Source organism: Lentibacillus daqui, assembly GCF_027186265.1.
Lineage (GTDB): Bacteria > Bacillota > Bacilli > Bacillales > Amphibacillaceae > Lentibacillus_C > Lentibacillus_C daqui.
This window is the reverse complement of record NZ_CP114176.1, coordinates 621213-643311: the sequence shown is the minus strand read 5'-3', so window position 1 is coordinate 643311 and position 22099 is coordinate 621213. Positions and strand designations below refer to the sequence as shown.

General features: G+C 41.8%; 24 protein-coding genes, 2 pseudogenes and 1 riboswitch. Of the genes and pseudogenes, 10 read left to right on the top strand and 16 right to left on the bottom strand.

All coding sequences use genetic code 11. The features are described 5' to 3' along the window. Positions 1–13 precede the first annotated feature (13 nt). From O2S85_RS03475 to O2S85_RS03465, 3 genes are read right to left on the bottom strand one after another with little or no spacing between them, the layout of a single operon-like run. Positions 14–1180, bottom strand: a complete 1167-nt coding sequence (locus O2S85_RS03475; RefSeq protein ID WP_269411342.1) for a Ger(x)C family spore germination protein — start codon at positions 1178–1180, stop codon at positions 14–16. Further along, positions 1177–2283, bottom strand: a complete 1107-nt coding sequence (locus O2S85_RS03470) for a GerAB/ArcD/ProY family transporter (RefSeq protein ID WP_269411341.1) — start codon at positions 2281–2283, stop codon at positions 1177–1179. Before O2S85_RS03470 ends, O2S85_RS03475 begins: the two co-directional genes overlap by 4 nt. Next, on the bottom strand, positions 2280–3875 hold the full coding sequence (locus tag O2S85_RS03465) for a spore germination protein (protein ID WP_269411340.1): 1596 nt from the start codon (positions 3873–3875) through the stop codon (positions 2280–2282). Before O2S85_RS03465 ends, O2S85_RS03470 begins: the two co-directional genes overlap by 4 nt. Positions 3876–4110: 235 nt before the next feature. On the opposite strand from O2S85_RS03465, the gene O2S85_RS03460 reads away from it, so the two are divergent. Beyond that, the gene (locus O2S85_RS03460) at positions 4111–5163 is read left to right on the top strand and encodes a DUF3231 family protein (RefSeq protein ID WP_269411339.1); all 1053 of its coding nucleotides are present in this window, start codon (positions 4111–4113) and stop codon (positions 5161–5163) included. A 9-nt stretch (positions 5164–5172) separates the two neighbouring features. Next, complete coding sequence (locus O2S85_RS03455; protein ID WP_269411338.1) at positions 5173–5658, top strand: hypothetical protein; 486 nt, start codon at positions 5173–5175, stop codon at positions 5656–5658. 56 nt (positions 5659–5714) lie between these two features. Here O2S85_RS03455 and O2S85_RS03450 read toward each other — a convergent pair whose 3' ends face one another. After that, positions 5715–5927, bottom strand: coding sequence for a hypothetical protein (locus O2S85_RS03450; RefSeq protein ID WP_269411337.1), 213 nt, complete (start codon positions 5925–5927; stop codon positions 5715–5717). A 15-nt stretch (positions 5928–5942) separates the two neighbouring features. Here O2S85_RS03450 and O2S85_RS03445 point away from each other — a divergent pair, with 15 nt between their 5' ends. The 3 genes from O2S85_RS03445 to O2S85_RS03435 all read left to right on the top strand — a co-directional run bounded on the left by O2S85_RS03445 (position 5943) and on the right by O2S85_RS03435 (position 8341). Then, positions 5943–6152 carry an H-type small acid-soluble spore protein gene (locus O2S85_RS03445; protein WP_269411336.1) on the top strand — a complete coding sequence of 70 codons (210 nt, stop codon included), beginning with the start codon at positions 5943–5945 and terminating at the stop codon, positions 6150–6152. Positions 6153–6217: 65 nt separating this feature from the next. Next, positions 6218–6319, top strand: a riboswitch (purine riboswitch). Between the two features lie 136 nt (positions 6320–6455). Further along, positions 6456–7040, top strand: a complete 585-nt coding sequence (locus O2S85_RS03440) for a xanthine phosphoribosyltransferase (RefSeq protein WP_269411335.1) — start codon at positions 6456–6458, stop codon at positions 7038–7040. Beyond that, positions 7040–8341: a nucleobase:cation symporter-2 family protein gene (locus O2S85_RS03435; protein WP_269411334.1), complete on the top strand. Its 1302-nt coding sequence runs from the start codon at positions 7040–7042 to the stop codon at positions 8339–8341. The genes O2S85_RS03440 and O2S85_RS03435 overlap by 1 nt, the downstream gene beginning before the upstream one ends. A 213-nt stretch (positions 8342–8554) precedes the next feature. On the opposite strand, the gene O2S85_RS03430 is transcribed toward O2S85_RS03435, so the two are convergent. The 3 genes and pseudogenes from O2S85_RS03430 to O2S85_RS18730 all read right to left on the bottom strand — a co-directional run. Further along, entirely contained in the window at positions 8555–9322 is a 768-nt protein-coding gene (locus O2S85_RS03430; protein ID WP_269411333.1) for an ABC transporter permease, read from the bottom strand. After that, a complete protein-coding gene (locus O2S85_RS03425) occupies positions 9319–10050 on the bottom strand; it encodes an ABC transporter ATP-binding protein (RefSeq protein WP_269411332.1) in 732 nt (243 codons plus the stop codon). Before O2S85_RS03425 ends, O2S85_RS03430 begins: the two co-directional genes overlap by 4 nt. 265 nt (positions 10051–10315) lie before the next feature. After that, positions 10316–10390, bottom strand: a pseudogene (locus O2S85_RS18730) (hypothetical protein); the annotation flags it as partial. Positions 10391–10442: 52 nt separating this feature from the next. Here O2S85_RS18730 and O2S85_RS03420 point away from each other — a divergent pair. After that, positions 10443–10535: an Ltp family lipoprotein gene (locus O2S85_RS03420; RefSeq protein WP_269411331.1), complete on the top strand. Its 93-nt coding sequence runs from the start codon at positions 10443–10445 to the stop codon at positions 10533–10535. 179 nt (positions 10536–10714) lie between these two features. Here O2S85_RS03420 and groL read toward each other — a convergent pair whose 3' ends face one another. Both groL and groES read right to left on the bottom strand, forming a co-directional pair. After that, positions 10715–12349: a chaperonin GroEL gene (gene groL / locus O2S85_RS03415; protein ID WP_269411330.1), complete on the bottom strand. Its 1635-nt coding sequence runs from the start codon at positions 12347–12349 to the stop codon at positions 10715–10717. 41 nt (positions 12350–12390) lie between these two features. Then, a complete protein-coding gene (gene groES, locus O2S85_RS03410; RefSeq protein ID WP_269411329.1) occupies positions 12391–12675 on the bottom strand; it encodes a co-chaperone GroES in 285 nt (94 codons plus the stop codon). 367 nt (positions 12676–13042) lie between these two features. Here groES and O2S85_RS03405 point away from each other — a divergent pair, with 367 nt between their 5' ends. Both O2S85_RS03405 and O2S85_RS03400 read left to right on the top strand, forming a co-directional pair. Beyond that, positions 13043–13756, top strand: coding sequence for a CPBP family intramembrane glutamic endopeptidase (locus O2S85_RS03405; RefSeq protein ID WP_269411328.1), 714 nt, complete (start codon positions 13043–13045; stop codon positions 13754–13756). Positions 13757–13811: 55 nt separating this feature from the next. Further along, positions 13812–14015, top strand: coding sequence for a YdiK family protein (locus O2S85_RS03400; protein ID WP_269411327.1), 204 nt, complete (start codon positions 13812–13814; stop codon positions 14013–14015). 76 nt (positions 14016–14091) lie between these two features. Here O2S85_RS03400 and O2S85_RS03395 read toward each other — a convergent pair. After that, positions 14092–14832: pseudogene (locus O2S85_RS03395) on the bottom strand (class I SAM-dependent methyltransferase). A gap of 191 nt (positions 14833–15023) precedes the next feature. On the opposite strand from O2S85_RS03395, the gene O2S85_RS03390 reads away from it, so the two are divergent. Continuing rightward, entirely contained in the window at positions 15024–15275 is a 252-nt protein-coding gene (locus tag O2S85_RS03390) for a hypothetical protein (protein ID WP_269411326.1), read from the top strand. A 115-nt stretch (positions 15276–15390) separates the two neighbouring features. Here the strand turns inward: O2S85_RS03390 and O2S85_RS03385 are convergent, their stop codons facing one another. The 3 genes from O2S85_RS03385 to moaC all read right to left on the bottom strand — a co-directional run bounded on the left by O2S85_RS03385 (position 15391) and on the right by moaC (position 17537). Further along, positions 15391–16182, bottom strand: a complete 792-nt coding sequence (locus O2S85_RS03385) for a DUF2268 domain-containing putative Zn-dependent protease (RefSeq protein WP_269411325.1) — start codon at positions 16180–16182, stop codon at positions 15391–15393. Positions 16183–16414: 232 nt separating this feature from the next. Further along, positions 16415–17047: a redox-sensing transcriptional repressor Rex gene (locus tag O2S85_RS03380; protein ID WP_269412458.1), complete on the bottom strand. Its 633-nt coding sequence runs from the start codon at positions 17045–17047 to the stop codon at positions 16415–16417. Continuing rightward, positions 17028–17537: a cyclic pyranopterin monophosphate synthase MoaC gene (moaC, locus tag O2S85_RS03375; protein ID WP_269411324.1), complete on the bottom strand. Its 510-nt coding sequence runs from the start codon at positions 17535–17537 to the stop codon at positions 17028–17030. Before moaC ends, O2S85_RS03380 begins: the two co-directional genes overlap by 20 nt. A 167-nt stretch (positions 17538–17704) precedes the next feature. Here moaC and O2S85_RS03370 point away from each other — a divergent pair, with 167 nt between their 5' ends. After that, positions 17705–19630 carry an ABC-F family ATP-binding cassette domain-containing protein gene (locus tag O2S85_RS03370; protein ID WP_269411323.1) on the top strand — a complete coding sequence of 642 codons (1926 nt, stop codon included), beginning with the start codon at positions 17705–17707 and terminating at the stop codon, positions 19628–19630. Positions 19631–19890: 260 nt separating this feature from the next. Here O2S85_RS03370 and tsaD read toward each other — a convergent pair whose 3' ends face one another. Genes tsaD through tsaB form a run of 3 tightly spaced genes read right to left on the bottom strand, consistent with a single transcriptional unit; the run spans position 19891 to position 22046 of the window. Next, positions 19891–20901 (bottom strand): tRNA (adenosine(37)-N6)-threonylcarbamoyltransferase complex transferase subunit TsaD, encoded by a 1011-nt coding sequence (gene tsaD, locus O2S85_RS03365; RefSeq protein WP_269411322.1) that lies wholly within the window; start codon positions 20899–20901, stop codon positions 19891–19893. Beyond that, positions 20888–21346 carry a ribosomal protein S18-alanine N-acetyltransferase gene (gene rimI / locus O2S85_RS03360; protein ID WP_269411321.1) on the bottom strand — a complete coding sequence of 153 codons (459 nt, stop codon included), beginning with the start codon at positions 21344–21346 and terminating at the stop codon, positions 20888–20890. The genes tsaD and rimI overlap by 14 nt, the downstream gene beginning before the upstream one ends. Beyond that, positions 21339–22046, bottom strand: coding sequence for a tRNA (adenosine(37)-N6)-threonylcarbamoyltransferase complex dimerization subunit type 1 TsaB (tsaB, locus tag O2S85_RS03355; RefSeq protein WP_269411320.1), 708 nt, complete (start codon positions 22044–22046; stop codon positions 21339–21341). The genes rimI and tsaB overlap by 8 nt, the downstream gene beginning before the upstream one ends. Positions 22047–22099 lie beyond the last annotated feature (53 nt).

Genomic DNA, 22099 nt, shown 5'->3' with positions numbered 1-22099 from the left:
AAATGCCAGCTCCCTATTTCTTCGTCTTATTAACATTACCTGTTGCGTTGATTCTTGACGTAACATTTACATCGAATGTGACATCCGAGAAGTAATTCTCTCCATGATCCCAGTCATCTTTGATTTGTTGCCACAGGTTATAATGATGTTCTTTTAACATTTTGCCAATATCAAATACATCTGTTTTTAAATCCATTTGTGCTGTATTAATCGTTTGTTCGGCAATTCTTTTAATTTCGCGGGATACCTGTTTTTCGATTTCACTTAATGATCCACCTTGAAACAGGTTCTGTGTACCAAACGTTTCCGAAATGTCCCCGCTGGTATCGATATTCACCTGCACATGCATATGTTTTATATCATCAACATTCAGTTTGATCTTGCTTTTGACATCTTTTAGCTCGTACGCAATGTTCTTTTGGTGAATCGCAATTTTAATGTTCCCTTCCTTCCCATTTCCGGTAATCAGGTTTAATCCCTCTGTCTCCAAACCGTTAAGTACGCCAATCATTTGATTATTGTATCCGTTAAAAACAGCAGCACCCATCGATTCGATACTTTTCTTTTTGGGGGTCACAAGGGGAAGTATATAGCTTAGTTTATTTAATAATTTATCCTGCACATCGCCATTTACAATAGGCTGGATTTCCGTGATATTGGCAACACTGTTTTCCAGAATGTCGTCCAGGTAAATGATCGGTATTTTTTCACTTTGCGGTTTGGTGTCCAGGACCTTGCTTGCCTGTCCATTGGCGATAACAACTTTAATGTTTCTGCGCATTTCCGAATTGCGCAGGAACATATCCATTACTTTTCCAAACAAATATGGCTGCTCTGCTACCTTATCCGAAATAACAATGACCTTCTCATGTTCGTAAAAGGGATTCTTACTTGTTTTTTCGGTCATTTGGCGGGAGATATCAAACATACTTTCCCCAGACGATGTGAGATTATCAAATGCCTGCGTGTCACCCCCGCCATCTGTTGGTGTACCGATCCCGGCTGGTACCACAAATTGGTGGGTCAAGGTGATCCCATCTCCGCCGTTCTCCGTTCCTCCTAAATCAATACCGGAACCAACAATAAAACCACGATCTTCAATATCAGTGGTATCCCAACAGCCTGCCAGCATCAATGTCAACGCAATAAATAAGGGAAGTACCATTACAGGTCGTCTCATTTTTGTCTCACCTTCCTTAGCTTGGCAATAATGGTCAGCAAGATCGTAATGAACGTTGTAAAACCGATGGAGACATAGCCTAAATATTTCCCCATGGATGCAACACCAACTAAATCTTCCGGATACATGGCGACTACATACACGATTGGTGACAGGATGCAAACCATGGTGATTTTTGATTTATTTTTAAACATGTTGCCAAGTGCCAATACGGCAATATCCAATGCCATTACCGTTGTATTAAAAATCGCCATGATCCAAATTACGAAAAATATCGATTCAAATCGTTCAAAGAACCCACCCGGTATATCTACTACTTTGGCCAATTCAATCACAGGAAAAATCAGATTGGACGTTACCGAGTTGCCAAACACACCAATACTGGTTATGTACAGGAAGATATATAATACAATAGGGATACATGTCCCAATTACAGCAGATCGTGGTACCTTCTTCGGCCTGTCGACAAGTGACGTATAAAACAACAGGATCATCCCAAATCCCATTAAAGGGGACAGGCTGCTACCAATCCCCTTACGATAACCTGTAAAGCTTGTTTCAAAAACTGGCAGTAAATGATCCAGCCGAAACCAGCCAATATTCAATACAATAACCGCCAAGGCAATAAAAATAATGATCGGCAGGAACATCAAATTTAGACGAAAGATTCCTGCCCGTGAACCGGAAACCGCGTAAATGACTACAAGCAAAAATGTAAGCGACAGGATCTCAAGTGGTGTACGGTCAAATAGATACTGTTTGGCAATATCCGATATTTCCCGTACCTCCAAAGCGGCCAACCATAGGGCAATGACAATAAAAATAAACGTTACAACAACTGCTACTGGTTTGGAAAGAAGTTTGGCTGAATAGGAAACAAACGATTGATGTGGAAAACGGATGGCTAACCTGGCAGCTAACCAGGTAATAAGAATAATAAACCCACCACTAATCAATAGCGATATCCAGCCATCTACGCCAATTGTTTCACCAGCCAAATCTCTCGGTAATGACAAGACACCAACACCGATCATAATGGATGGTATCGCAATCAAGATTTCCCGATGGCTAATTTTTTCATCGCCATATTCAAACCATTTCATGATCCGTTGTCTCCTTTATTTCCTTTGTCTTTCTTATTCGTTTTGTCGCCTTTATAATGGTTATCGCCGGATTTCACGTTCCTTGTGTCCAAATATTGTGGACGTTTCGTTAATACCTGAACCGGTGCACGAAATACAAGATCCTTCCAATCAGACAGAAAACTTGGTGCAAAAGGAGTCGAAAAAGGCACACCAACACTTTTCAAATTAACAATATGAATGTTGAGCATAATGTACGCAAGAATAATTCCATACAGGCCAAAAAACGCTGCCGCAATCATAAATCCAAAGCGAATCATCCGAAAAGCAATCGACACACTATACTCCGGCATGGAAAACGAAGCAATTGCCGTCAATGCCACCACGATAACCATAACCGGACTGACAATACCTGCCTGTACCGCGGCTTCACCAATAACCAACCCACCGACAATACCAATCGTGTCCCCGATGGTCTTTGGTAACCGGGCACCCGCTTCCCGCAATAGCTCCATCGTGATTGCCATTAATAATGCCTCTACAATAGCAGGAAATGGTACCCCTTCCCTTGATGCGGCAATCGAAAAGGCGAGCTTTGATGGAAGCATGCCCTGATGAAACGAAATAAGCGCAACATACAGTGCCGGGGCAAACATTGCAATAAAAGCGGCCAGATACCTTAGTGCCCTAATTAACGTCCCCACTGCCCAGCGCTCATAATAGTCCTCAGGGTTCTGCAGGGCATCACCAATATTAAACGGCATCACTAGTACGAGCGGGGTTCCATCCAGCAGAATAGCAATTTTCCCTTGTAATAATGCGATCGCAACTTTATCTGGTCGTTCCGTATTAGTGATTTGCGGAAACGGAGATAAATAGCTATCTTCAATCCATTGTTCAATAAACCCAGATTCGGGAGCATCATCCATATCAATGGTCTTTAGGCGGCGATTGACTTCTTTAATCAAATCCGGATGAGTCACACCCTCAATATACGTGACGACCAGATTCTTTTTGGAGCGTTTCCCAATCTTTTCCGTTTTAAAGCGCAAATTTGGATCGCGAATATATCTCCTGATCAATACCATATTAGTACGAATATTTTCTACAAAGCCCTCTCTTGGACCGCGAATAACTGGTTCTGTTTGCGGCTCCTCAATGGATCGGGTTTCCCAACCTTTCGTATCCATGATAAGAACTTCATCGATTCCATCCAGGAAAAACACGGTACCCCCATAAAGAATCGCATCAATCACATCATCCATCGAATGTCCTTTTTCCATATCACTTGATACGATCATTTCCTGAAAAATGGTGTCAAACAGAGCCTTCGTATTACTTGGGAGTTCTTTTCTTTCTGTTACACCCTGAATTCTTAAAATAATACTGTTATGTACTTCAGCAGTATTTACCAGCCCATCGATACAAATGACAGCGCATTTATGCTCCGTATTTCGAACGGAGAATGTACGAACGATCAAGTCATTCGGCTGATCCAGCATGGTTTTGATGATTTCCGTATTCTTATCAAGCTGTTTGACCAACTCGACACCGTACCTGCTGCCATCCTTTTGTTTCTTTTTTTCTTGCTTTTTACGTTTGAAAAAACCCATCGCAATCTCTCCCTTTTGGGGACAGTCCCCTTGAGATACCACTCTCCTTTGGTTTCCCATTTTTCATGTTTTTATGCGAAATAGACGAGTATATAACCGGCGATATTTGCCAAACTAACCAAACGAAGAAAATGAACTAGCATGAGCAAAGACAGTGCGCCCGAAGCTAACACAGATGCAGGGTGACCCAATAAGCACGGTATACACATTATTCAGAATTAGGGGAGTGCCTGACATGCATACAATTCAGATAAATAGAAGTGAGGGAATGGAAACAATGGCAAACGCAGATGAACAAAATGAAGAATTAACAGCAGCGGAAATTTCCAGTCTTTGGACATCCTATCAAAATAGTACAATGATGATTTGCGGATTGCGTTATTTTTTGGAACATGTCGATGATGCGGACATTCGTAATGTTCTTGAGGATTTTTTGGCGTTTTCAGAGGAAATTCAAACAACGGTGACCAACATCCTCAATGCGGAAGATTACCCGATTCCACAAGGTTTTACGGAAAACGATGTTTATTTGGATGCACCACGGCTATTTTCTGACCGGATTTACCTGGACCTGATGTTAAATATTGGCAACTTTGACATCGCCATTATGGGATTGGCTATGACCCAGTCAGAACGTGATGATATCATTCATTTTTATGCAACCTGTGTTGATACAGCAAAGCATTTGTTTAAAAAAACAATAAACCTGACAAAAGAAAAAGGATTCTACATTAGTTACCCCAAAATTCCTAAAGCAAGAGAAGTTGAATTTGTTACGAATGATAGCTTTTTGACCGGCTGGTTTGGTGAAAAACGGCCATTATTAGGTGTCGAAATTACCGCACTGGTATTAAATACACGACGTAATGCGCTTGGACAGGCACTTATTGCCGGATTTGCGCAAGTAGCCAAGTCTAAAGAGGTTCGTCAGTATTTTGAAAAAGGACGTGATATTGCCGCGAAACAGCTCAAGGCGTTCACTAAAATTTTAAATAAAGATTATATTCCCGATGGTGCATGCATCTTAACTTCCGAAGTAACCAATTCAACGGTTGCCCCTTTTTCCGACAAGTTGATGATGTGTTTGATAACAACATTAATTGCCTCCGGTCTGGGACAATACGGTACATCGATGTCACTTAGCCCAAGGCATGATCTAGGTGCAATGTATGCACAACATATGGCTGAAGTCGGCAAGTACTCCAACAAAGGGGCCAATATCCTGATCGAACATGGCTGGATGGAACAACCACCGATGGCAGCAGATCGCAAAGATTTGGCACAATAGGCCTTGGCTATGCAAACGAGCCATGAGTCCCGAAATAAAAAATTAGAAATGCTGCTATGGAGTATCGCTTTACCCGGATTTGGCCAATTATTGAATAAACACTACATCAAAGGTATATTTTTTGTCATTTTGGAGTTTATCATTAACGTCAATGGAAATTTTAACACGATTATTGTTCTAAGTTTTAATGGGAAAACACTGGAGGCAGTCGAGCAAACAAACTACCTGTGGCTCATGTTTTATCCTTGTCTTTATTTCTTTGCGATGTGGGATGCATTTCGTGATGCCGGCGGGGGAAAAAGATCCTATTCCTTTATGCCTTTTGTATTTTCCGCTTATTTTGTTACATTAGGTTTAATTTTCTCTCCCGGACTCCGACTATTTGGTATACTGCCGGGACCGATGTGGCTGCCGATACTATTTCTCCCGCTTGGTCTTGCAGTTGGCTTTTTGATTCAATTTATTTTGCTTAGAGGAAAGATAGACAAAAGGTAGCGGTTGCCTGGCTTTCGGTCGATATCCACACGACTGCGGTTGATATATGCACGGATTCAGTCGATATCAGCGTGCTCCGGGTTGATATTCCGTGCTTTTGGTTGATATTCTTCTTTTCCGGCCGATATCCTGTAATTCTGGTTGATATACGAGATTATTTGGCCGATATGGAGCAGGTTTGGTTGATATTCATAAGCAAAAGCGTACAAAAATGGCTGGTTCTCCCTGACATAGTTATCCCTATTCCGCCAAAAATAGAGATAAGCCATCTAAAGGAGAGCATTATGGATATACAGCGAGCACAGGAAATTGTGGAATCATTACCGATGATCAATGTTCATTACCATGGCATTCCCGTTTATATACAAGCACTTGACCCAAACAATGAAACAGCAACCGTTTTCCCGCTTGATGAAATGCACCATTCTCAGCCTGTTGAATTAAGCGGCTTAACAGAGGTTCAACTTGGAAACGAACAACCCGGCTCTTTATAGGTGAAATAATCGGTTTTCGACAAAAAACCATTGAATTTTGCCATTTCCATGTTATAATGAGGACATTCTTATAAGACGCATTCACTCATATAATCTCAGGAATATGGCCTGTAAGTTTCTACCAGTTTGCCGATAACAAACTGACTATGAGTAGCAATGGGAAAGGTGTTATTTCCTTTCTTTTCCTTTCGATGTTACAGCTCAAAGGACTTTGCTCCACTCATAATGAATGGATGCACGGTCGTTTGGGCTTTTTTGTTTGTCCGGGGACCATTAAAGATGATTTGGAAGGGAGAGCAAATAATGCAAAGACTGAAGGATAAAATACGTCAGGAAGGAAAAGTGCTATCGGATGATGTGTTAAAGGTTGATTCATTTTTAAACCACCAAATCGACCCACAGCTGATGAAGGAAATCGGGGAGGAATTTGCTAAACGGTTCCATGATACGGGAATTACCAAAATTCTTTCCATTGAATCATCAGGTATAGCCCCGGCAACGATGGCTGGTCTCGTGTTGGATGCACCTGTCATTTTTGCCCGAAAACGAAAATCACTTACCTTATCCGATAACCTATACACAGCAAAGGTATACTCATACACAAAGAACGAAACAAATGATATTTCCATTTCAAAAGAATTTATTCATAACAACGATATCGTGCTGATTATTGATGATTTCCTGGCGAATGGTCAAGCTGCTCTCGGGTTAATAGATCTCGTGGAACAAACTGGCGCATCACTTGCCGGAATTGGTATTGTTATCGAAAAAGGTTTTCAGTCAGGTGGCAAATTGCTGCGCGATCGTGGTGTTCGTGTCGAATCATTAGCCAACATCTCCTCCCTGAAAAATGGTCATGTCGAATTTTTCGAGGGGGTTCGTGCGTAATGAAAAATACGATGTTGGGGATTCAACACTTATTAGCGATGTACGCTGGTGCTGTTGTTGTACCACTAGTCATTGGCGGTGCCCTCGGATTTCAGGGAGAAGACTTAACGTACCTCGTTTCTATTGATATTTTAATGTGTGGAGTTGCCACCTTCCTGCAGATTTTTAGCAATCGGTTTACCGGAATTGGGCTGCCTGTCGTGCTCGGCTGTACATTTACCGCAGTCGGTCCCATCATTGCCATTGGTGGTGAGTTTGGCGTAGCAGCTGTATATGGATCCGTAATCGCTTCAGGTCTTATCATTATACTAATCAGCGGATTCTTCGGCAAACTTGTCCGCTTTTTTCCACCGGTTGTCACTGGTTCGGTGGTAACCGTCATCGGTATTACGCTCATCCCTGTTGCGGTAACCAATATGGGTGGCGGTGACGGAGCGAGTGACTTTGGTTCCTTATCCAATATTGGGCTTGCTTTTGGAACACTTCTTTTGATCGTTCTTATCTATCGTTTTTCGACTGGTTTTATTCGTTCTATTTCCATTTTGCTTGGTTTAATTGCCGGCACAATCGTTGCAATGATCATGGGAAAGGTCGATTTTTCTGCAGTGGCAGATGCTTCGGTTTTTCGTATGGTAGAACCGTTTCATTTTGGCTTGCCAACATTTGAATGGCCCGCTATCCTTACGATGACGCTGGTTGCAATTGTTTCGCTTGTTGAATCCACCGGTGTCTATTTTGCCTTAAGTGATATTTGTGAAAAAGATTTGCAGGAAAAAGATTTGGCAAAAGGATACCGGGCAGAAGGACTTGCATCGGTGATTGGCGGAATCTTCAATGCCTTTCCTTATACTACTTTTTCCCAAAACGTTGGCTTAATGCAAATGTCAGGTGTGCGTTCACGCCGTGTTATTGTGCTTACTGGATTAATGCTGGTGGCGCTCGGTTTTCTGCCAAAAGTTGCAGCGCTGGCAACCATTATTCCTGACCCGGTTCTAGGCGGGGCGATGATTGCCATGTTTGGAATGATTGTTTCCCAAGGGATTAAAATGCTTGGCGACACCATCTCACAATCACAAGGAAACCCGATGATTATTGCATGTTCGGTCGGAATGGGCCTTGGGGTAACAGTAGCACCTGATTTATTTGCCCACTTGCCAGCAAGCGTACAAATTTTAACAAGCAATGGCATTGTTGCCGGCAGTTTCACAGCAATCATTCTGAATATCGTATTCAACATGCTTCCATCCCGGTCACAAAACAAAAAAGCAGAAACTCCTGTATTGTATGAACAGGAAGCTTAAAATATGGGAAAAACCGCTACGTGATGTTGTAGCGGTTTTTGGCATTATATCAGCGATTCCAGCTCTCCTATCAGCGGTTTTGGACATTATATCAGCGATTCCAGCCCTCCTATCAGCGGTTTTGGACATTATCAGCGATTCCGGCCCTCCTATCAGCGATTTTGGACATTATATCAGCGATGCCGATCTCACCCTGGCCTAAAAACCAACTTGCTATTCTGTTTGTTCTTGTGGCTTCAGAATCAATTGCATCCGCTGGTTAAACAACGCTGGATACGATAAATAACCCAGCATAATACTGGATACAACCGCAGCCGTCAAAAGTAAGAAAAGGACCAGCAGTTGAAATTGCACCGCTTGTACTGGATCAGCACCAGCAATAATTTGACCACTCATCATTCCTGGCAATTGAACGAGGCCAATCGTTTTCTGGCTTTCAATGGTTGGAATCGTGCTCGCTCTAATGGCAGCGACGAGTTGTCTGTGAATGGCCTGTTTCGGTGTTCCGCCAAGCGATAGAATCAATTCTGTCTGATCGTAGTTCGCATCAACTTCAGAGATGAACCGATTAAGAAAGAGAATGGAGAGTACCATAGAATTGCCGATCATCATCCCGCTAATTGGAATGATATACTGGGCAGTTGCTGGTGTAATCTGAAACCCAAGTAAAATGGCCTGGGTCAATATTTCCACAGCGGTAAACGTAACAACTAACTTCCAGGTAATCCCTTTAATAAATGTTCCTTTTTTGCGTGCATTTTGCGTTGCAGCGACAATCATGAGAATAATCATCAAAATAATATAAATGCGATGCTCTGAATCAAAAACAAACTGCAGGAGATAGCCAACAATAAGTAATTGAATAATGGATCGGACGGTAGCAATTACTGTATCTTTTTCCAGCCCCAATTTAAATACTTTGGATAATACGATGGGGATGAAAACAAAAATAAGAGCCATGGATAATGTCAAATAGCTCATCTGTTTACCCCCTTCACGAAATCTTCCACCCGCTCATTTTGGGGATTGTGAAGAAAACCGCTCTCTCCTGTTTCCAATACTTCACCATCCATCATAACCCATGAATAATCACCGATAGTTTCTGCTTGCTCCAGGTTATGACTGATCCAAATAATGGTTGTCCCATGTTCACGATTAATTTTCACAATCAGTTCCTCCATTGCCTCCTTGGAAACGCGATCCAGGGAGGATGTAATTTCATCCAGTAATAAAATGTCAGGCTGATTGACCAGTGTACGGGCAACGGATAGTTTTTGCCGCTGGCCACCTGAGAGATCTTTTATATTTCGTGATAAAAGGCTCTCGTCTAATCCGACTGTGTGAAGCATTTTTTCGGCTTCTTCATCAGTCAAATCCTTTCCTTGCAGTTTACGCGGCAAGGCTAAATTTTTCCGTACACTTCCAGGGATCATTGTCGCGCTTTGCAAGGCCATACCAACTGTTCGGCGTAATGTTACCGGATCATAGTCAGAAGTACGTTTATCTTTAATATAAATTTCTCCAGTACTGGGCGATAACAGACCGTTACATAGCCTGAATAATGTCGTCTTCCCCGCTCCAGATGGTCCGACAATGGTAGTAATCGCACCTTCTGTTAAATCACCGGTAACATTTTTGATAATCGGCGTATCACCTGCCGTATAATTTACACGATTCAATCGGATTGCCGCGTTTTTTTCCGCTGTCATCTTCCTCTCCCTCCTCACTATCTCACTTTAATTTTATTTATTCCTTATCCTTCCCGTACCATGAATACTATACTTGTTGTCCATCTTTTAACGGAAAAATCCAGGTACACGAGCGGTGGAATGCCGGGCATGATGTACGCGTTATTAACATGAAAAACCATCATGAAGTTTCATATATGCATGATGGTTTTAACTACCATTATCCCGTTGTTGTGAATTTCATTTGATTAAAATATGCTACAGTTACTTCTAATTGATCTGGCATTTAATTAGTTTTTTTCACATCATCAATATTGTTCCGGATCAATACATTTATAACATATGCGAAATGGTGATGTCTATTTGGAGAACGGTAATATAATTCAAATTCTGTTTGATATTCCCCAGCATAGTTGAATACGAATCCAGCTTATACATTAATATCTGAACACGGGGAACAATTTACGGAAGAAGAAGCACAATATGCCAGTGATAATTTAGAATAAGATGGATTAAAGACAAACATACAACTTTGGAAATTAATATGGAAAGGTGTACATTCATTTGTACACCCTATCTTATACAACAAAAGGGAACTATGCAGTAAAACACAAAGACACCCTCTTGCATCAACAAGCATACAAGAGGGTGTCTTTCTTATTATTTCTTTAAAACTGGGTTTGGCTTACATCATGCCCGGCATTCCGCCGCCCATGCCACCCATGTCAGGGGCACCACCGCCAGCGTTTTCTTCTGGCTTGTCGGCTACTACAGCCTCGGTAGTCAAGAACATAGCTGCTACAGATGCTGCATTTTGCAGTGCATAACGGGTAACTTTTGTTGGGTCAACAATACCAGCTTCAATCATGTTTACCCATTCACCAGATGCAGCATTGAAACCAACACCAACTTTTTCGCCTTTTAAGCGTTCCACAACGATGGATCCTTCCAGACCAGCGTTATGTGCGATTTGGCGTACTGGTTCTTCTAAAGCACGAAGAACAATACTTGCACCTGTTGCTTCGTCACCTTCAAGTGTTAATCCCTCAACTTTATGGTAGACGTTCACTAGTGCAGTACCACCACCAGAAACGATACCTTCTTCAACAGCTGCACGAGTTGAGTTCAGTGCATCTTCAATACGAAGTTTACGTTCTTTCAACTCAGTTTCAGTAGCAGCACCAACTTTGATAACAGCTACTCCGCCGGAAAGTTTAGCAAGGCGTTCTTGTAATTTTTCTTTATCAAACTCAGAAGTTGTTTCTTCTGCTTGTGCACGGATTTGTGTCACACGGGAAGAAATAGCTTCAGGGTTTCCGGAACCTTCCACAATGGTTGTGTTATCTTTTGTAACAACAACTTTAGACGCACGACCTAATTGTTCGATAGTTGTGTTTTTAAGTTCCAGGCCAAGATCTTCTGTAATGACCTCTGCACCAGTTAATACAGCGATATCTTCAAGCATTGCTTTACGACGATCACCAAAACCAGGAGCTTTGACAGCAACAACATTAAATGTACCGCGAAGTTTGTTCAGCACTAATGTTGCAAGAGCTTCTCCTTCTACATCTTCGGCAATGAGAAGAAGTGGTTTTCCTTGTTGTACCACTTGTTCAAGTACTGGAAGGATTTCCTGGATATTGCTGATTTTTTTATCTGTGATAAAGATATATGGATTTTCCAATTCTGCTTCCATCTTATCCTGGTCAGTTACCATGTATGGAGAAGAATAGCCGCGATCAAATTGCATACCTTCGACAACTTCTAATTCAGTGTTAAATCCTTTTGATTCTTCAATAGTGATAACACCGTCATTGCCAACGCGCTCCATTGCTTCTGAAATCAGGTCGCCAACTTCCTTATCATCTGAAGAAACGGATGCAACTTGAGCGATTGATTCTTTGGATTCAATTGGTTTTGAAATAGTCTTTAATTCTGTAACAGCTGCTTCAACCGCTTTTTCAATTCCACGACGAACACCTACAGGATTTGCTCCGGATGTAACGTTTTTCAAACCTTCACTGATCATGGATTGGGCAAGTACAGTTGCCGTAGTTGTACCGTCACCAGCAACGTCGTTTGTTTTCGATGCGACTTCAGATACAAGCTGTGCTCCCATGTTTTCAAAGTGGTCTTCCAATTCGATTTCTTTGGCGATTGTTACACCGTCATTGGTAATTAATGGAGAACCGAATTTTTTATCTAAAACAACGTTACGACCCTTTGGCCCCAATGTTACCTTAACTGCATCTGCTAATGTATCTACACCGCGAAGCATTGCACGGCGAGCGTCTTCTGAAAATTTAATTTCTTTAGCCATTTTTAAATGCCCTCCTTAAAAAATCGTATGTTATCATTGTTTTAGCCAATAACAGCTAAAATGTCATTTTCGCGAAGAATTAAGTACTCAGTGCCTTCATATTTTACTTCCGTGCCTGCAAATTTGGAGAAGATGACCAAATTACCTTCTGCAACTTCCGGGGCTACCCTTTCACCGTTATCGGTTACACGACCAGCACCAACTGCAACAACTTTACCCTCTTGAGGCTTTTCTTTTGCCGAGTCTGGAAGTACAATACCGCTTGCCGTTTTTTCCTCTTGTTCAACAAGCTCGATTACAACACGATCTCCTAGTGGTTTAATCAATGAGACGACCTCCTTAATTCGTTTCTACTAAGTATTTTTTGTTTTATTAGCACTCAAGAATGCCGAGTGCTAATTCCACTTAATATAATAAATAATACTGAACAAAAATGCAAGTAATCTCTTCTATTTTTTTATCCATTTTTCTAATATCCATGTTACTGCTACATTTCGAGGTGGTGTCATATTCCCATTTGTACACATTGCATCAAATGGTATGATGATTGTTTTGTAGAAAGTCAAATTAAATAAAATCCTTAACACAAGTCAATAGTATTTATTATCCCGGTGAAAAATATGCTAAAATATTGGTTAGTGTTTTTGCATATACTATTTTGATACAACTTAACGCAAAAGGAGTCGTTTCATTTTGACAAGAAGATATTGGTACGTCATTCTAACCTATATCATCATGCAATTTTCTGCCATTGTATTTGTGCCACTCATCTATTTTACTACTTCGTTGAATAAATTTGACATATCCATTTATTGGACAATCTTCAGCTTTATTGCGGGGCTTGTGGTGACATTGTTATTAATGAAGCCGGAAATGAAAGCAAATAACAACCGCAACGCAGCGGATTGGGGTTATACCATTGTGTGGGTGATTGCTGGCGTTGTCATGGCTTATGTTTTTCAGGCTATAGCCGTCTGGATCGAAACAAAATTACTTGGCATCCAAAGTAGCTCCGAAAACACGAATATGATCATCAATATTTCACGAATGGCTCCTTTATTTGTGATTATCCCTGCACTGATTGCGCCCATTCTGGAAGAAATCATTTTCAGGAAGATTATTTTTGGCTGGTTCTACAAGAGAATGAACTTTTTCTTTGCGGCTTTGTTGTCCGCCTTGATTTTCGCGATTATTCATCAGGAACCAGAACACTTACTGATTTACGCTTCGATGGGATTTGTACTGGCATTTGTCTATGTCCAAACAAAACGGATCATCGCACCGATTCTCGTACATATGACACTCAACTCGATTTCCGTAATCGTTCAACTGCTCCTGTCTCCGGAGGATCTGCAAAAAATGATGGAACAAGCCGACAAAGTGCAAATGATTCTTATCATATATTAACTGCTAAGGGGGGAAAAACCCCCTGATTGAAGTTTCACTTTATTGGAGGATAATAATGCAAACATCACCGAAAATCATGGCCATTATTTACTTTGTAATGGGAATTTTTTTTACATATATCGCTACGAAAACGGTGACGAACACCATGTGGAACTTTTCCACTATCGTACTGGCCATTATTGCAACACTTCAGTTTGGTGTAGCAATTAGATTAATGCTGATTCATTTTCGGCTCAAACGAAAAAACAGGAAGAAGTAGTGGTCTTCTTCCTGTCAAAAATTGATGCTCTCTTCTACTTACTTCATGGTAGCCTCGACAGACTTATGTGCCTGAACTATCCCTTTTTGGCCCGGTAAACTACATATTTCAATCTATTGGCGAACGCCTCGGTCAACAACTGATGATGATCCCAAATTTCATATAATGCAGGATCCAGAGCAACGGAAAAATCAATTTCCTGCTGGGCAAATGCCTCTGTATCAAAAGACTGCCTCATCAGCACCTCAGCTACTGTATCTTCCTTAAAACTGTCAACTGTACGAAAGCCAGCCATTTTAAAGATTCTTTTCCAATCGGACGCTTTTGGAATTTCGTGAAGTCCATATAACGACTGGAATTCACCGAGTTCCTCTTTGGAAAGTGAATCAGCTGCCGTCATTTCCAAATCAATCAGAACTCCCCCTGTGCGCAAAAGCCGCCAATATTCATTTACCGCTTTCTGAATATTGGTAAATACTGTAACGGACTCAACGATAATCCAATCAAAAGTGCCTGCTTCCAGTTGACTGTTTTCGATGTTCCCTTTGACCAAATCAACGGTAACTTCCCGATCGGTGAATCATTCTTTTGACTTTTCAATCATGATTGGATGCTGATCCATCGCTGTTACATGGCAGCCATATTTATCAGCCAGGAAAGCAGCCGTTTGTCCTGTCCCGCAACCAGCGTCTAGTATATGATCCGTTGATTTAATCGGAAGTTCCCGGACAATTTCTTTAGTAAGCGGTAGCCCGCCTGGATGCGCTCCACCCACACCAAGGTACGCCAACAAATCATGATACGTGTACCTTTCCATCCACTTTATCCCTCCGTTTTAACGTAATTTAATGAATTCCCCGAGACTATTGTCCAATCATCAGGGGGGGTAAATACATAAGGTATTATTACAGCAGTGAATGATTGATTTCACTTGTTTGCTTTATCTATTGTGAGAAAACACATCAATAGAAGGATACCTTTATGGTTAAGAAAGGAGTAAATTGAAGAATGCCTGTAAATCCTTATTATCATCGATGCATGGAATGCAGGGGCAGACCAGTAAGGATTAGAACGAAAGATGGTCGGGTACATCATGGGATTGTTGATCGGGTCACACCTACCCATGTCTACCTTCGTCCAATGCACAGAGGTCTTGGCGGGTACGGCTACGGATGGGGATTTGGTGGGTTTGGGCTGGGATTTGTCTCAGGAATTGCCCTTGGTGCCATTGCAGCATTTTCCCCACTTTTCTTCTGGTAAAAAAACGTACCAAGACGACGGAATGTGTGGATGATTCGTTTGCCCTCCCTTTAAATACCTTACCGGCTGCTTGCCACATGTTACAAAGCCTGCCAATATAGCGGGCTTTGTAACACTATTTTGGAAAGTCGGACTCCTTTAGAATTGTTTCTGCTGGGACATCCAACATCTGCTCAATGGTACTATTTGTATTCGCTACATAGGAGGAAACCATATGATAGCCGGCATTATAACCGGCCCATCGCGGAATAAATCCTTTTCCATACAGCAATTCATAGTGCCTGCGTTCGGCTCTTTTTACGGTACAATTTGGTTGAAGCCATTTTTCCCAGTGATACAAGGCCGTTTTGGATGGATAAAGGGTTGCCCATTTTGCCAGGTGTTCCTTGCCCAGGCGCTCTTCCACGGCCATTTCCGCCAAACCTTCCAGAACAATAGAATCAAGCAAATCCATGTTTGCTTCGGATTTATCAAGGTGTTTTAACCGGCATACATGATTATATTCATGAATCAGCAGTTTCTCCAGCTCAACTTTTTTATTGTATGGGGTGACAAACAAAAACACTTTATCCGGATAGGACAAACCGGATAGCCCGTTAAAATCAGCCTGGAGTTTTCGATTTTGCACATTGGAAGGCAATATAAAGACAGGGACATCGGGGCCATGCCAATCTTTTCGCAGCTTGGTTAGTGATGTCTTCACGGTCTCCCAACAATTTTTTTCTTTTAACGATTTGATGATTGACTTATCGTCCGGGCTTGGCAAAAACAGCCCGTTTCTCAGTAAATGCTCATGAATTTCAACAGTATTTGCATGATGAAAATAGGGTTTTAGTCTGCCGCTTATTTGCTCTTGGTGATGTTTTCTTACCTTTATTTGGGATGTTTCCTTATCTTTTTTTGCCATGTACGCGTCAAGCCACTTAGATGTTTGCACAACCGCCATTTACAACCAATCCTTTTCCAAAGTTGAACGATCACTATACTATATGACAGATAACCCAAATTGTTCCGGGGCAAAGGGACGGTTCTTCTGTTCCGGCAATCTTTCACATGGAAAAAAACGGTGGGACAAGGATCCTGTCCCTCTGTCCCTAAAGGTGAGGCAGGAGAACCGACCCGAAACCGGCCCTCTGTCCCTACAATGGATAATGTTTTAAGAAATAGACGAGTGCTTGCAGTTCTACAGCTAAATCAATATGATGGACACGGACATTGTCGGGGACTGTTATTCTGGCTGGGGTAAAATTCAGAATGCCAGCGATTCCCTGGTTGACAAGCCTTTCTGTAATTCCATCCGCTTCGCTTGCCGGTACAGTCAGGATAGCCACTTGTACGTCGCCGAGCTTTTCTTCCAGCTCGCTAATATGATAGACAGGTATCCCGCCAATATCGGTTCCCACTTTTTCTTTATTGGTATCAAACGCCATTACGATTTTGGTGTTGTTGTTTTTCATAAAATTATAGTGCAAAAAAGCCGTACCAAGATTTCCGACCCCAATGAGGGCAACCTCGGTTGTTTCATCCTGATCCAGCGTTTTCCGGAAAAAGCCAAGCAAATATTCTACATTATAGCCATAACCTTTTTTTCCCAAAGCACCAAAGTAACTAAAATCACGACGAATGGTGGCTGAGTCCACTTTAACTGCATCACTTAATTCCTTGGAGGAGACGCGCATTTTCCCCTGAATGTGCAGATTGTTTAAAAACCGATAATATAGAGGTAATCTTTTTGCTGTTGCTTGCGGAATCTTATTTTGCTCCACCGTTATCCTCCCCTTGTTCGCGATGATAGTCACCGGATTTTCCGCCTTTCTTCGCTAATAAGCGTGTTTCTCCAATGATCATGCCCTTATCAATCGCCTTACACATATCATAGACGGTTAATGCTGTCGCAGTAGCAGCAGTTAATGCCTCCATTTCCACTCCCGTACTGCCTTTTGTTTTGACAAACGCTTCTATTTTCAATTCAAACACGTCATCTTTGACATGCCAATCAAATGAAATATCGATCCCTTTCAATGACAATGGATGACACATGGGAATCCAGTCAGATGTTTTCTTTGCCGCTATAATACCGGCTACTTGAGCGACCGCTAGTACGTCGCCTTTTTCTATTTGATGATCGTTGATTTTTTGATAAATTTCTTCTGAGACTTTAACACTGGACGCAGCAATGGCCGTTCGTTCTGTCTCAGCCTTTTCACTTATATCCACCATACGGGCTCGTCCCTGTTGATTAAAGTGTGTGAAATCCGCCATTTTTTCAACTCCATTTCGCTTTCAACCGTACTTCTTATAGTTTAACAGAAACAGGAACAGAAGTCGTGATTTATTTCACATTCAAAAACCGCAGTCGAAATGACCTACCTTATACTTTCTAACCTTCCAAGAATACGATACACTAATGTGGATGAGGTGAACGATTTATGATTATCATGCAACTAAATGGCATTTCCAAATCCTTTGGCGCGGAACAAATATTATCGAATATAAAATTGGAAATAAAAGATAAAGACCGAATTGCTATTGTCGGGAGAAACGGAGCAGGGAAATCTACCTTGCTGAAAATAATGGCTGGAGAACTTTCCCATGATGAAGGGGAAATACACAAACCGAAAGATCTTTCCATTGGCTATTTGTCCCAACATACAGGACTTGAATCCGATAAAACCATCTGGGAAGAAATGCTGACGGTTTTTCAAGACTTAATGAAACAAGAAAAACGCTTGCGTATCATGGAACAACAAATGGCAGATACAGATTCGCTTTCCCAAGAGGATTATCAACAGCTATTACATGACTATGACCGGGCACAACAGGCCTTTACAGCAGGTGGCGGATATCGTTACGAGGCAGAGATAAAATCTGTACTGACGGGGTTAAACTTTCAGGACTATGATGACAGCACCCCGATCAATGCATTGAGTGGCGGCCAGAAAACCCGGCTTGCCCTGGGTAAACTGCTGTTGATGAAACCAGATCTGCTTATCCTTGACGAACCAACCAACCATCTTGATATTGATACACTTGCATGGCTGGAAAATTATTTAGTCGGTTATCCCGGAGCGGTTACTATTGTTTCCCATGACCGCTACTTTTTGGACAAAACCGTGACGATTGTTTATGAGATCTCTTACCATCATACAAAAAAATATCATGGAACCTATAGTAAATTTTTAGAACAAAAGGCCCAGCAATTTGAACAGAAAATGAAAGAATATGAAAAACAGCAAACAGAAATCAAACGAATGGAAACCTTTATTCAAAAAAATATTGTCCGGGCATCGACAACGAAGCGCGCCCAATCCAGACGAAAACAATTGGAAAAAATGGAGAAACTGGATAAACCTGCCGGGGAGGAATCATCAGCACATTTCACATTTGAGATTGCCCGCAGAAGCGGAAATGATGTACTAAAATTAAATGATGTTTCCTTTCGCTATGACGATGATAAAAAAGAGCTGTTTTCCCACGTCAATTTGCATGTCAACCGCGGAGATCGGGTTGCACTGGTTGGACCCAATGGTGTGGGGAAAACGACCCTGCTTAAAATAATACTTGGAACCTTAAAACCAAATCATGGAACGATCCAGCTTGGTACCGGTGTACAAATTGGCTATTATGACCAGGAACAAATGACCTTAACCCCGACAAAAACCATCTTGCAGGAATTATGGGATGACTATCCAACCATCAATGAACGAGATATTCGAACCGTTTTGGGCAACTTTTTATTCTCCGGGGATGATGTTTTAAAACAGGTACATTCCTTAAGCGGCGGCGAAAAAGCCCGTCTGTCATTAGCCAAACTGATGATGCAAAAAGCCAACTTACTTATCCTTGATGAACCGACAAACCACTTGGATATTGATAGTAAGGAGGTACTGGAGGCAGCATTAATGGATTTTCCGGGAACCATTATCTTCGTATCCCACGATCGATATTTTATCAATAAAATTACCGATCAAGTCGTCGAGATGCAACATGATGGGGTTACCGTCTATTTAGGTGACTATGACTACTATCTGGAGAAGAAGCAAGAAGAAGCGGAACGGGAGCAATTAAAACAAGCGAACAAAATCGTACCTGAACGCGAGCCAAAAAACAAATCGGCCTCCACCTTCCAGGAAGAAAAGAAGCGACAAAGTGAACAGCGAAAGAAGGAACGTAAAATTGCGGAGCTTGAGACAACCATTGAACAATTAGAAACAGAACTAAGCCATTTAGAACATAAAATGGCGGAACCAAAAATTTATCAAGATCATGAAAAGGCATTAGAACTAACTACAAAAACGGATAAACTACGTGGAGAAATCGAACAACTAATGGAAGAATGGACGGAATTACAATAAAGAGGAACTTTCTTAGCTTGAAAAAAAGCACGCCAAACGGTTATCCACCGCTTGGTGTGCTTTTTTATCTTAAGTTGAGAACTGTGTGTGTCTATTCCGCAGTTATCCACAGTTCAAAAAAGATGAATACTGTCTTGTTTAGAGTTATGCACATTATCAACAGATTTTTCGTGACTTATCCACAATTATTGTCCACACATTCATGAGGGAATATAAAGGACATCGATTTAGATATCCACACCTCTGTTGATAGCCTGTTATTAAGTTAATAACAGTCCTGGATGGGCATTCATATCCCAGCCTGCACGTTTGCCTTGTTCGTAAAAAATTGTTCCGGCAGCACCGATCATCGCTGCATTATCGGTGCATAGTTTCAATGGTGGTATTAATAATGGGATACCGGTATCAGCAAACCGCTGATCAAGTGCGGTGCGGAGACCTTGATTCGCCGCGACCCCGCCGGCAACAATCAACTGTTTTACCCCATATTCCATTGCCGCTTTATAGGTTTTTTCCGTCAATACCTCAACAACACTTGCCTGAAAACTGGCTGCAATATCTTCTTTTCTTAATCTCTCTCCACGCTGTTTAGCATTGTGAATCGTGTTGATAACTGATGATTTTAATCCACTGAAGCTAAAATCATAACTTCCTTCCTCCAGCCATGCACGCGGAAAGGCAATCGTTTCTTTGCCTGTACTTGCAAGCCGGTCAATTTGCGGACCACCGGGATACGGTAACTCCAGCATTCGGGCAACTTTATCATAGGCCTCGCCGGCTGCATCATCCCGGGTTTCTCCAATGACTGCAAAGTTTCCGTGCTCACGCATCAAAATCAGTTCCGTATGCCCACCGGAAACAACTAAAGCCAACAAAGGAAATGCAAATTCACGTTCGAACCGATTTGCATAAATATGTCCAGCAATATGATGTACGCCAACGAGTGGCTTATGCTTGGCAAATGCTAGTGCTTTTGCCGTACTCACCCCTATCAACAACGCACCAACTAAGCCCGGCCCCTCCGTAACTGCAATCGCATCAATATCATCCCATGTCAACAGGCTCTCTGAAAAGGCCTCTTCCAGCACGACCGTCATTTGCTCTACATGATGTCTTGATGCTATTTCCGGCACAACGCCACCAAACCGTTTATGGCTCTCAATTTGTGAAGCAACCACATTGGCAATAATCTCCCGGCCATTTTTAATAATAGCCACAGCTGTCTCATCACAGCTAGTCTCAATCGCCAGTATATATTTATCTTTTTCCATTTAAATTCACCCACATTACTATTGCATCTTCCTGGTTATCCACATAATAATTTTTCCGTATACCACCCGGCACAAGCCCAAATTTCCGGTATAGATGTTGAGCAACCAAGTTTGATGTCCGAACCTCCAGGGACAAGCGTTGGCCACCCAAACGAACAGCCTGCATCATCACATACTGAAATAATTTCTCGCCAAGCTTGTTTCCCCGATAACCAGGCAAGATAGCAATATTCGTTATTTGCGCATCATCTGCAATCACCCACAGACCAGCATAACCGACAATTTTATCATCTATTACGACAACAAAATAATGAGCAAACTGATTATCCACCATTTCTTGTTGAAAAATATCCACCGTCCATGGTGTTGCAAATGTTGCTGTTTCCACTTCCATCACCTGATCAATGTCTGTAACTTTCATGGGACGAATCACCAAATTAGCCATTCGATTTCTGTCCTTTTTGTGCCTCTAACCATTTTGCTTCAGCTTCAGCCAAACGCAGATACTGTGGTGTTAAGGTGTGCGTGTTGTCAGGGGCTTTGTTCAGTCCTGCCAAAGCCAAGTGTGACGGATTTGCCAAATGACAGGAACCCTCCGGAATTACGGCTAACGACCTCATCTCCTGATTGATTATTTCCTGATAGGCCGATATATCCGGACTCAAAAATAGTACCTTTTGTTCGTCGGCTGCCAATTGCTGCAACCAGTCAAACATTGCCACATTTTGCTCCTGTTTAACCAATACCGGTTGACCATTGCGCCATTGATATAGACCTGTATAAACATTTCCTCGTCGTGCATCAAAAAATGGACATATCAATAAATCAGTTAAACTTCCTTGATGAGCTAACACCTGCAAGCTTGAAACACCGCTGATGGGAATATCTAAAGCCCATGCCATCGCCTTTGCTGTAGCAAGACCAATCCGTACACCAGTAAACGATCCTGGTCCTTTGGCAACAACGATTTTATCCAACATATCAGGGGGCACACCCGTATCCCGCATCAATTGGTCAATCGCTGGCATTAACCGAACTGAATGATTCTTTTTTATATTTGTTACTAATTCACCAATCAAAACGCCATCTTTATGTAATGCGATACCGAGTACTTGATTGGATGTATCTATCGCAAGTAAATTCATTCCTGTAACTCCTCAAAACATAGATTATAAGTGTGTGCAAAGTGATGATTGCA

Bases quoted from the DNA above. Each gene is read 5' to 3' on its own strand.
- O2S85_RS03475 (WP_269411342.1), bottom strand. From the start codon at position 1,180: ATGAGACGACCTGTAATGGTACTTCCCTTATTTATTGCGTTGACATTG.
- O2S85_RS03470 (WP_269411341.1), bottom strand. From the start codon at position 2,283: ATGAAATGGTTTGAATATGGCGATGAAAAAATTAGCCATCGGGAAATC.
- O2S85_RS03465 (WP_269411340.1), bottom strand. From the start codon at position 3,875: ATGGGTTTTTTCAAACGTAAAAAGCAAGAAAAAAAGAAACAAAAGGAT.
- O2S85_RS03460 (WP_269411339.1), top strand. From the start codon at position 4,111: ATGCATACAATTCAGATAAATAGAAGTGAGGGAATGGAAACAATGGCA.
- O2S85_RS03455 (WP_269411338.1), top strand. From the start codon at position 5,173: ATGCAAACGAGCCATGAGTCCCGAAATAAAAAATTAGAAATGCTGCTA.
- O2S85_RS03450 (WP_269411337.1), bottom strand. From the start codon at position 5,927: ATGGCTTATCTCTATTTTTGGCGGAATAGGGATAACTATGTCAGGGAG.
- O2S85_RS03445 (WP_269411336.1), top strand. From the start codon at position 5,943: ATGGATATACAGCGAGCACAGGAAATTGTGGAATCATTACCGATGATC.
- O2S85_RS03440 (WP_269411335.1), top strand. From the start codon at position 6,456: ATGCAAAGACTGAAGGATAAAATACGTCAGGAAGGAAAAGTGCTATCG.
- O2S85_RS03435 (WP_269411334.1), top strand. From the start codon at position 7,040: ATGAAAAATACGATGTTGGGGATTCAACACTTATTAGCGATGTACGCT.
- O2S85_RS03430 (WP_269411333.1), bottom strand. From the start codon at position 9,322: ATGAGCTATTTGACATTATCCATGGCTCTTATTTTTGTTTTCATCCCC.
- O2S85_RS03425 (WP_269411332.1), bottom strand. From the start codon at position 10,050: ATGACAGCGGAAAAAAACGCGGCAATCCGATTGAATCGTGTAAATTAT.
- groL (WP_269411330.1), bottom strand. From the start codon at position 12,349: ATGGCTAAAGAAATTAAATTTTCAGAAGACGCTCGCCGTGCAATGCTT.
- O2S85_RS03400 (WP_269411327.1), top strand. From the start codon at position 13,812: ATGCAAACATCACCGAAAATCATGGCCATTATTTACTTTGTAATGGGA.
- O2S85_RS03390 (WP_269411326.1), top strand. From the start codon at position 15,024: ATGCCTGTAAATCCTTATTATCATCGATGCATGGAATGCAGGGGCAGA.
- O2S85_RS03385 (WP_269411325.1), bottom strand. From the start codon at position 16,182: ATGGCAAAAAAAGATAAGGAAACATCCCAAATAAAGGTAAGAAAACAT.
- moaC (WP_269411324.1), bottom strand. From the start codon at position 17,537: ATGGCGGATTTCACACACTTTAATCAACAGGGACGAGCCCGTATGGTG.
- O2S85_RS03370 (WP_269411323.1), top strand. From the start codon at position 17,705: ATGATTATCATGCAACTAAATGGCATTTCCAAATCCTTTGGCGCGGAA.
- tsaD (WP_269411322.1), bottom strand. From the start codon at position 20,901: ATGGAAAAAGATAAATATATACTGGCGATTGAGACTAGCTGTGATGAG.
- rimI (WP_269411321.1), bottom strand. From the start codon at position 21,346: ATGGCTAATTTGGTGATTCGTCCCATGAAAGTTACAGACATTGATCAG.
- tsaB (WP_269411320.1), bottom strand. From the start codon at position 22,046: ATGAATTTACTTGCGATAGATACATCCAATCAAGTACTCGGTATCGCA.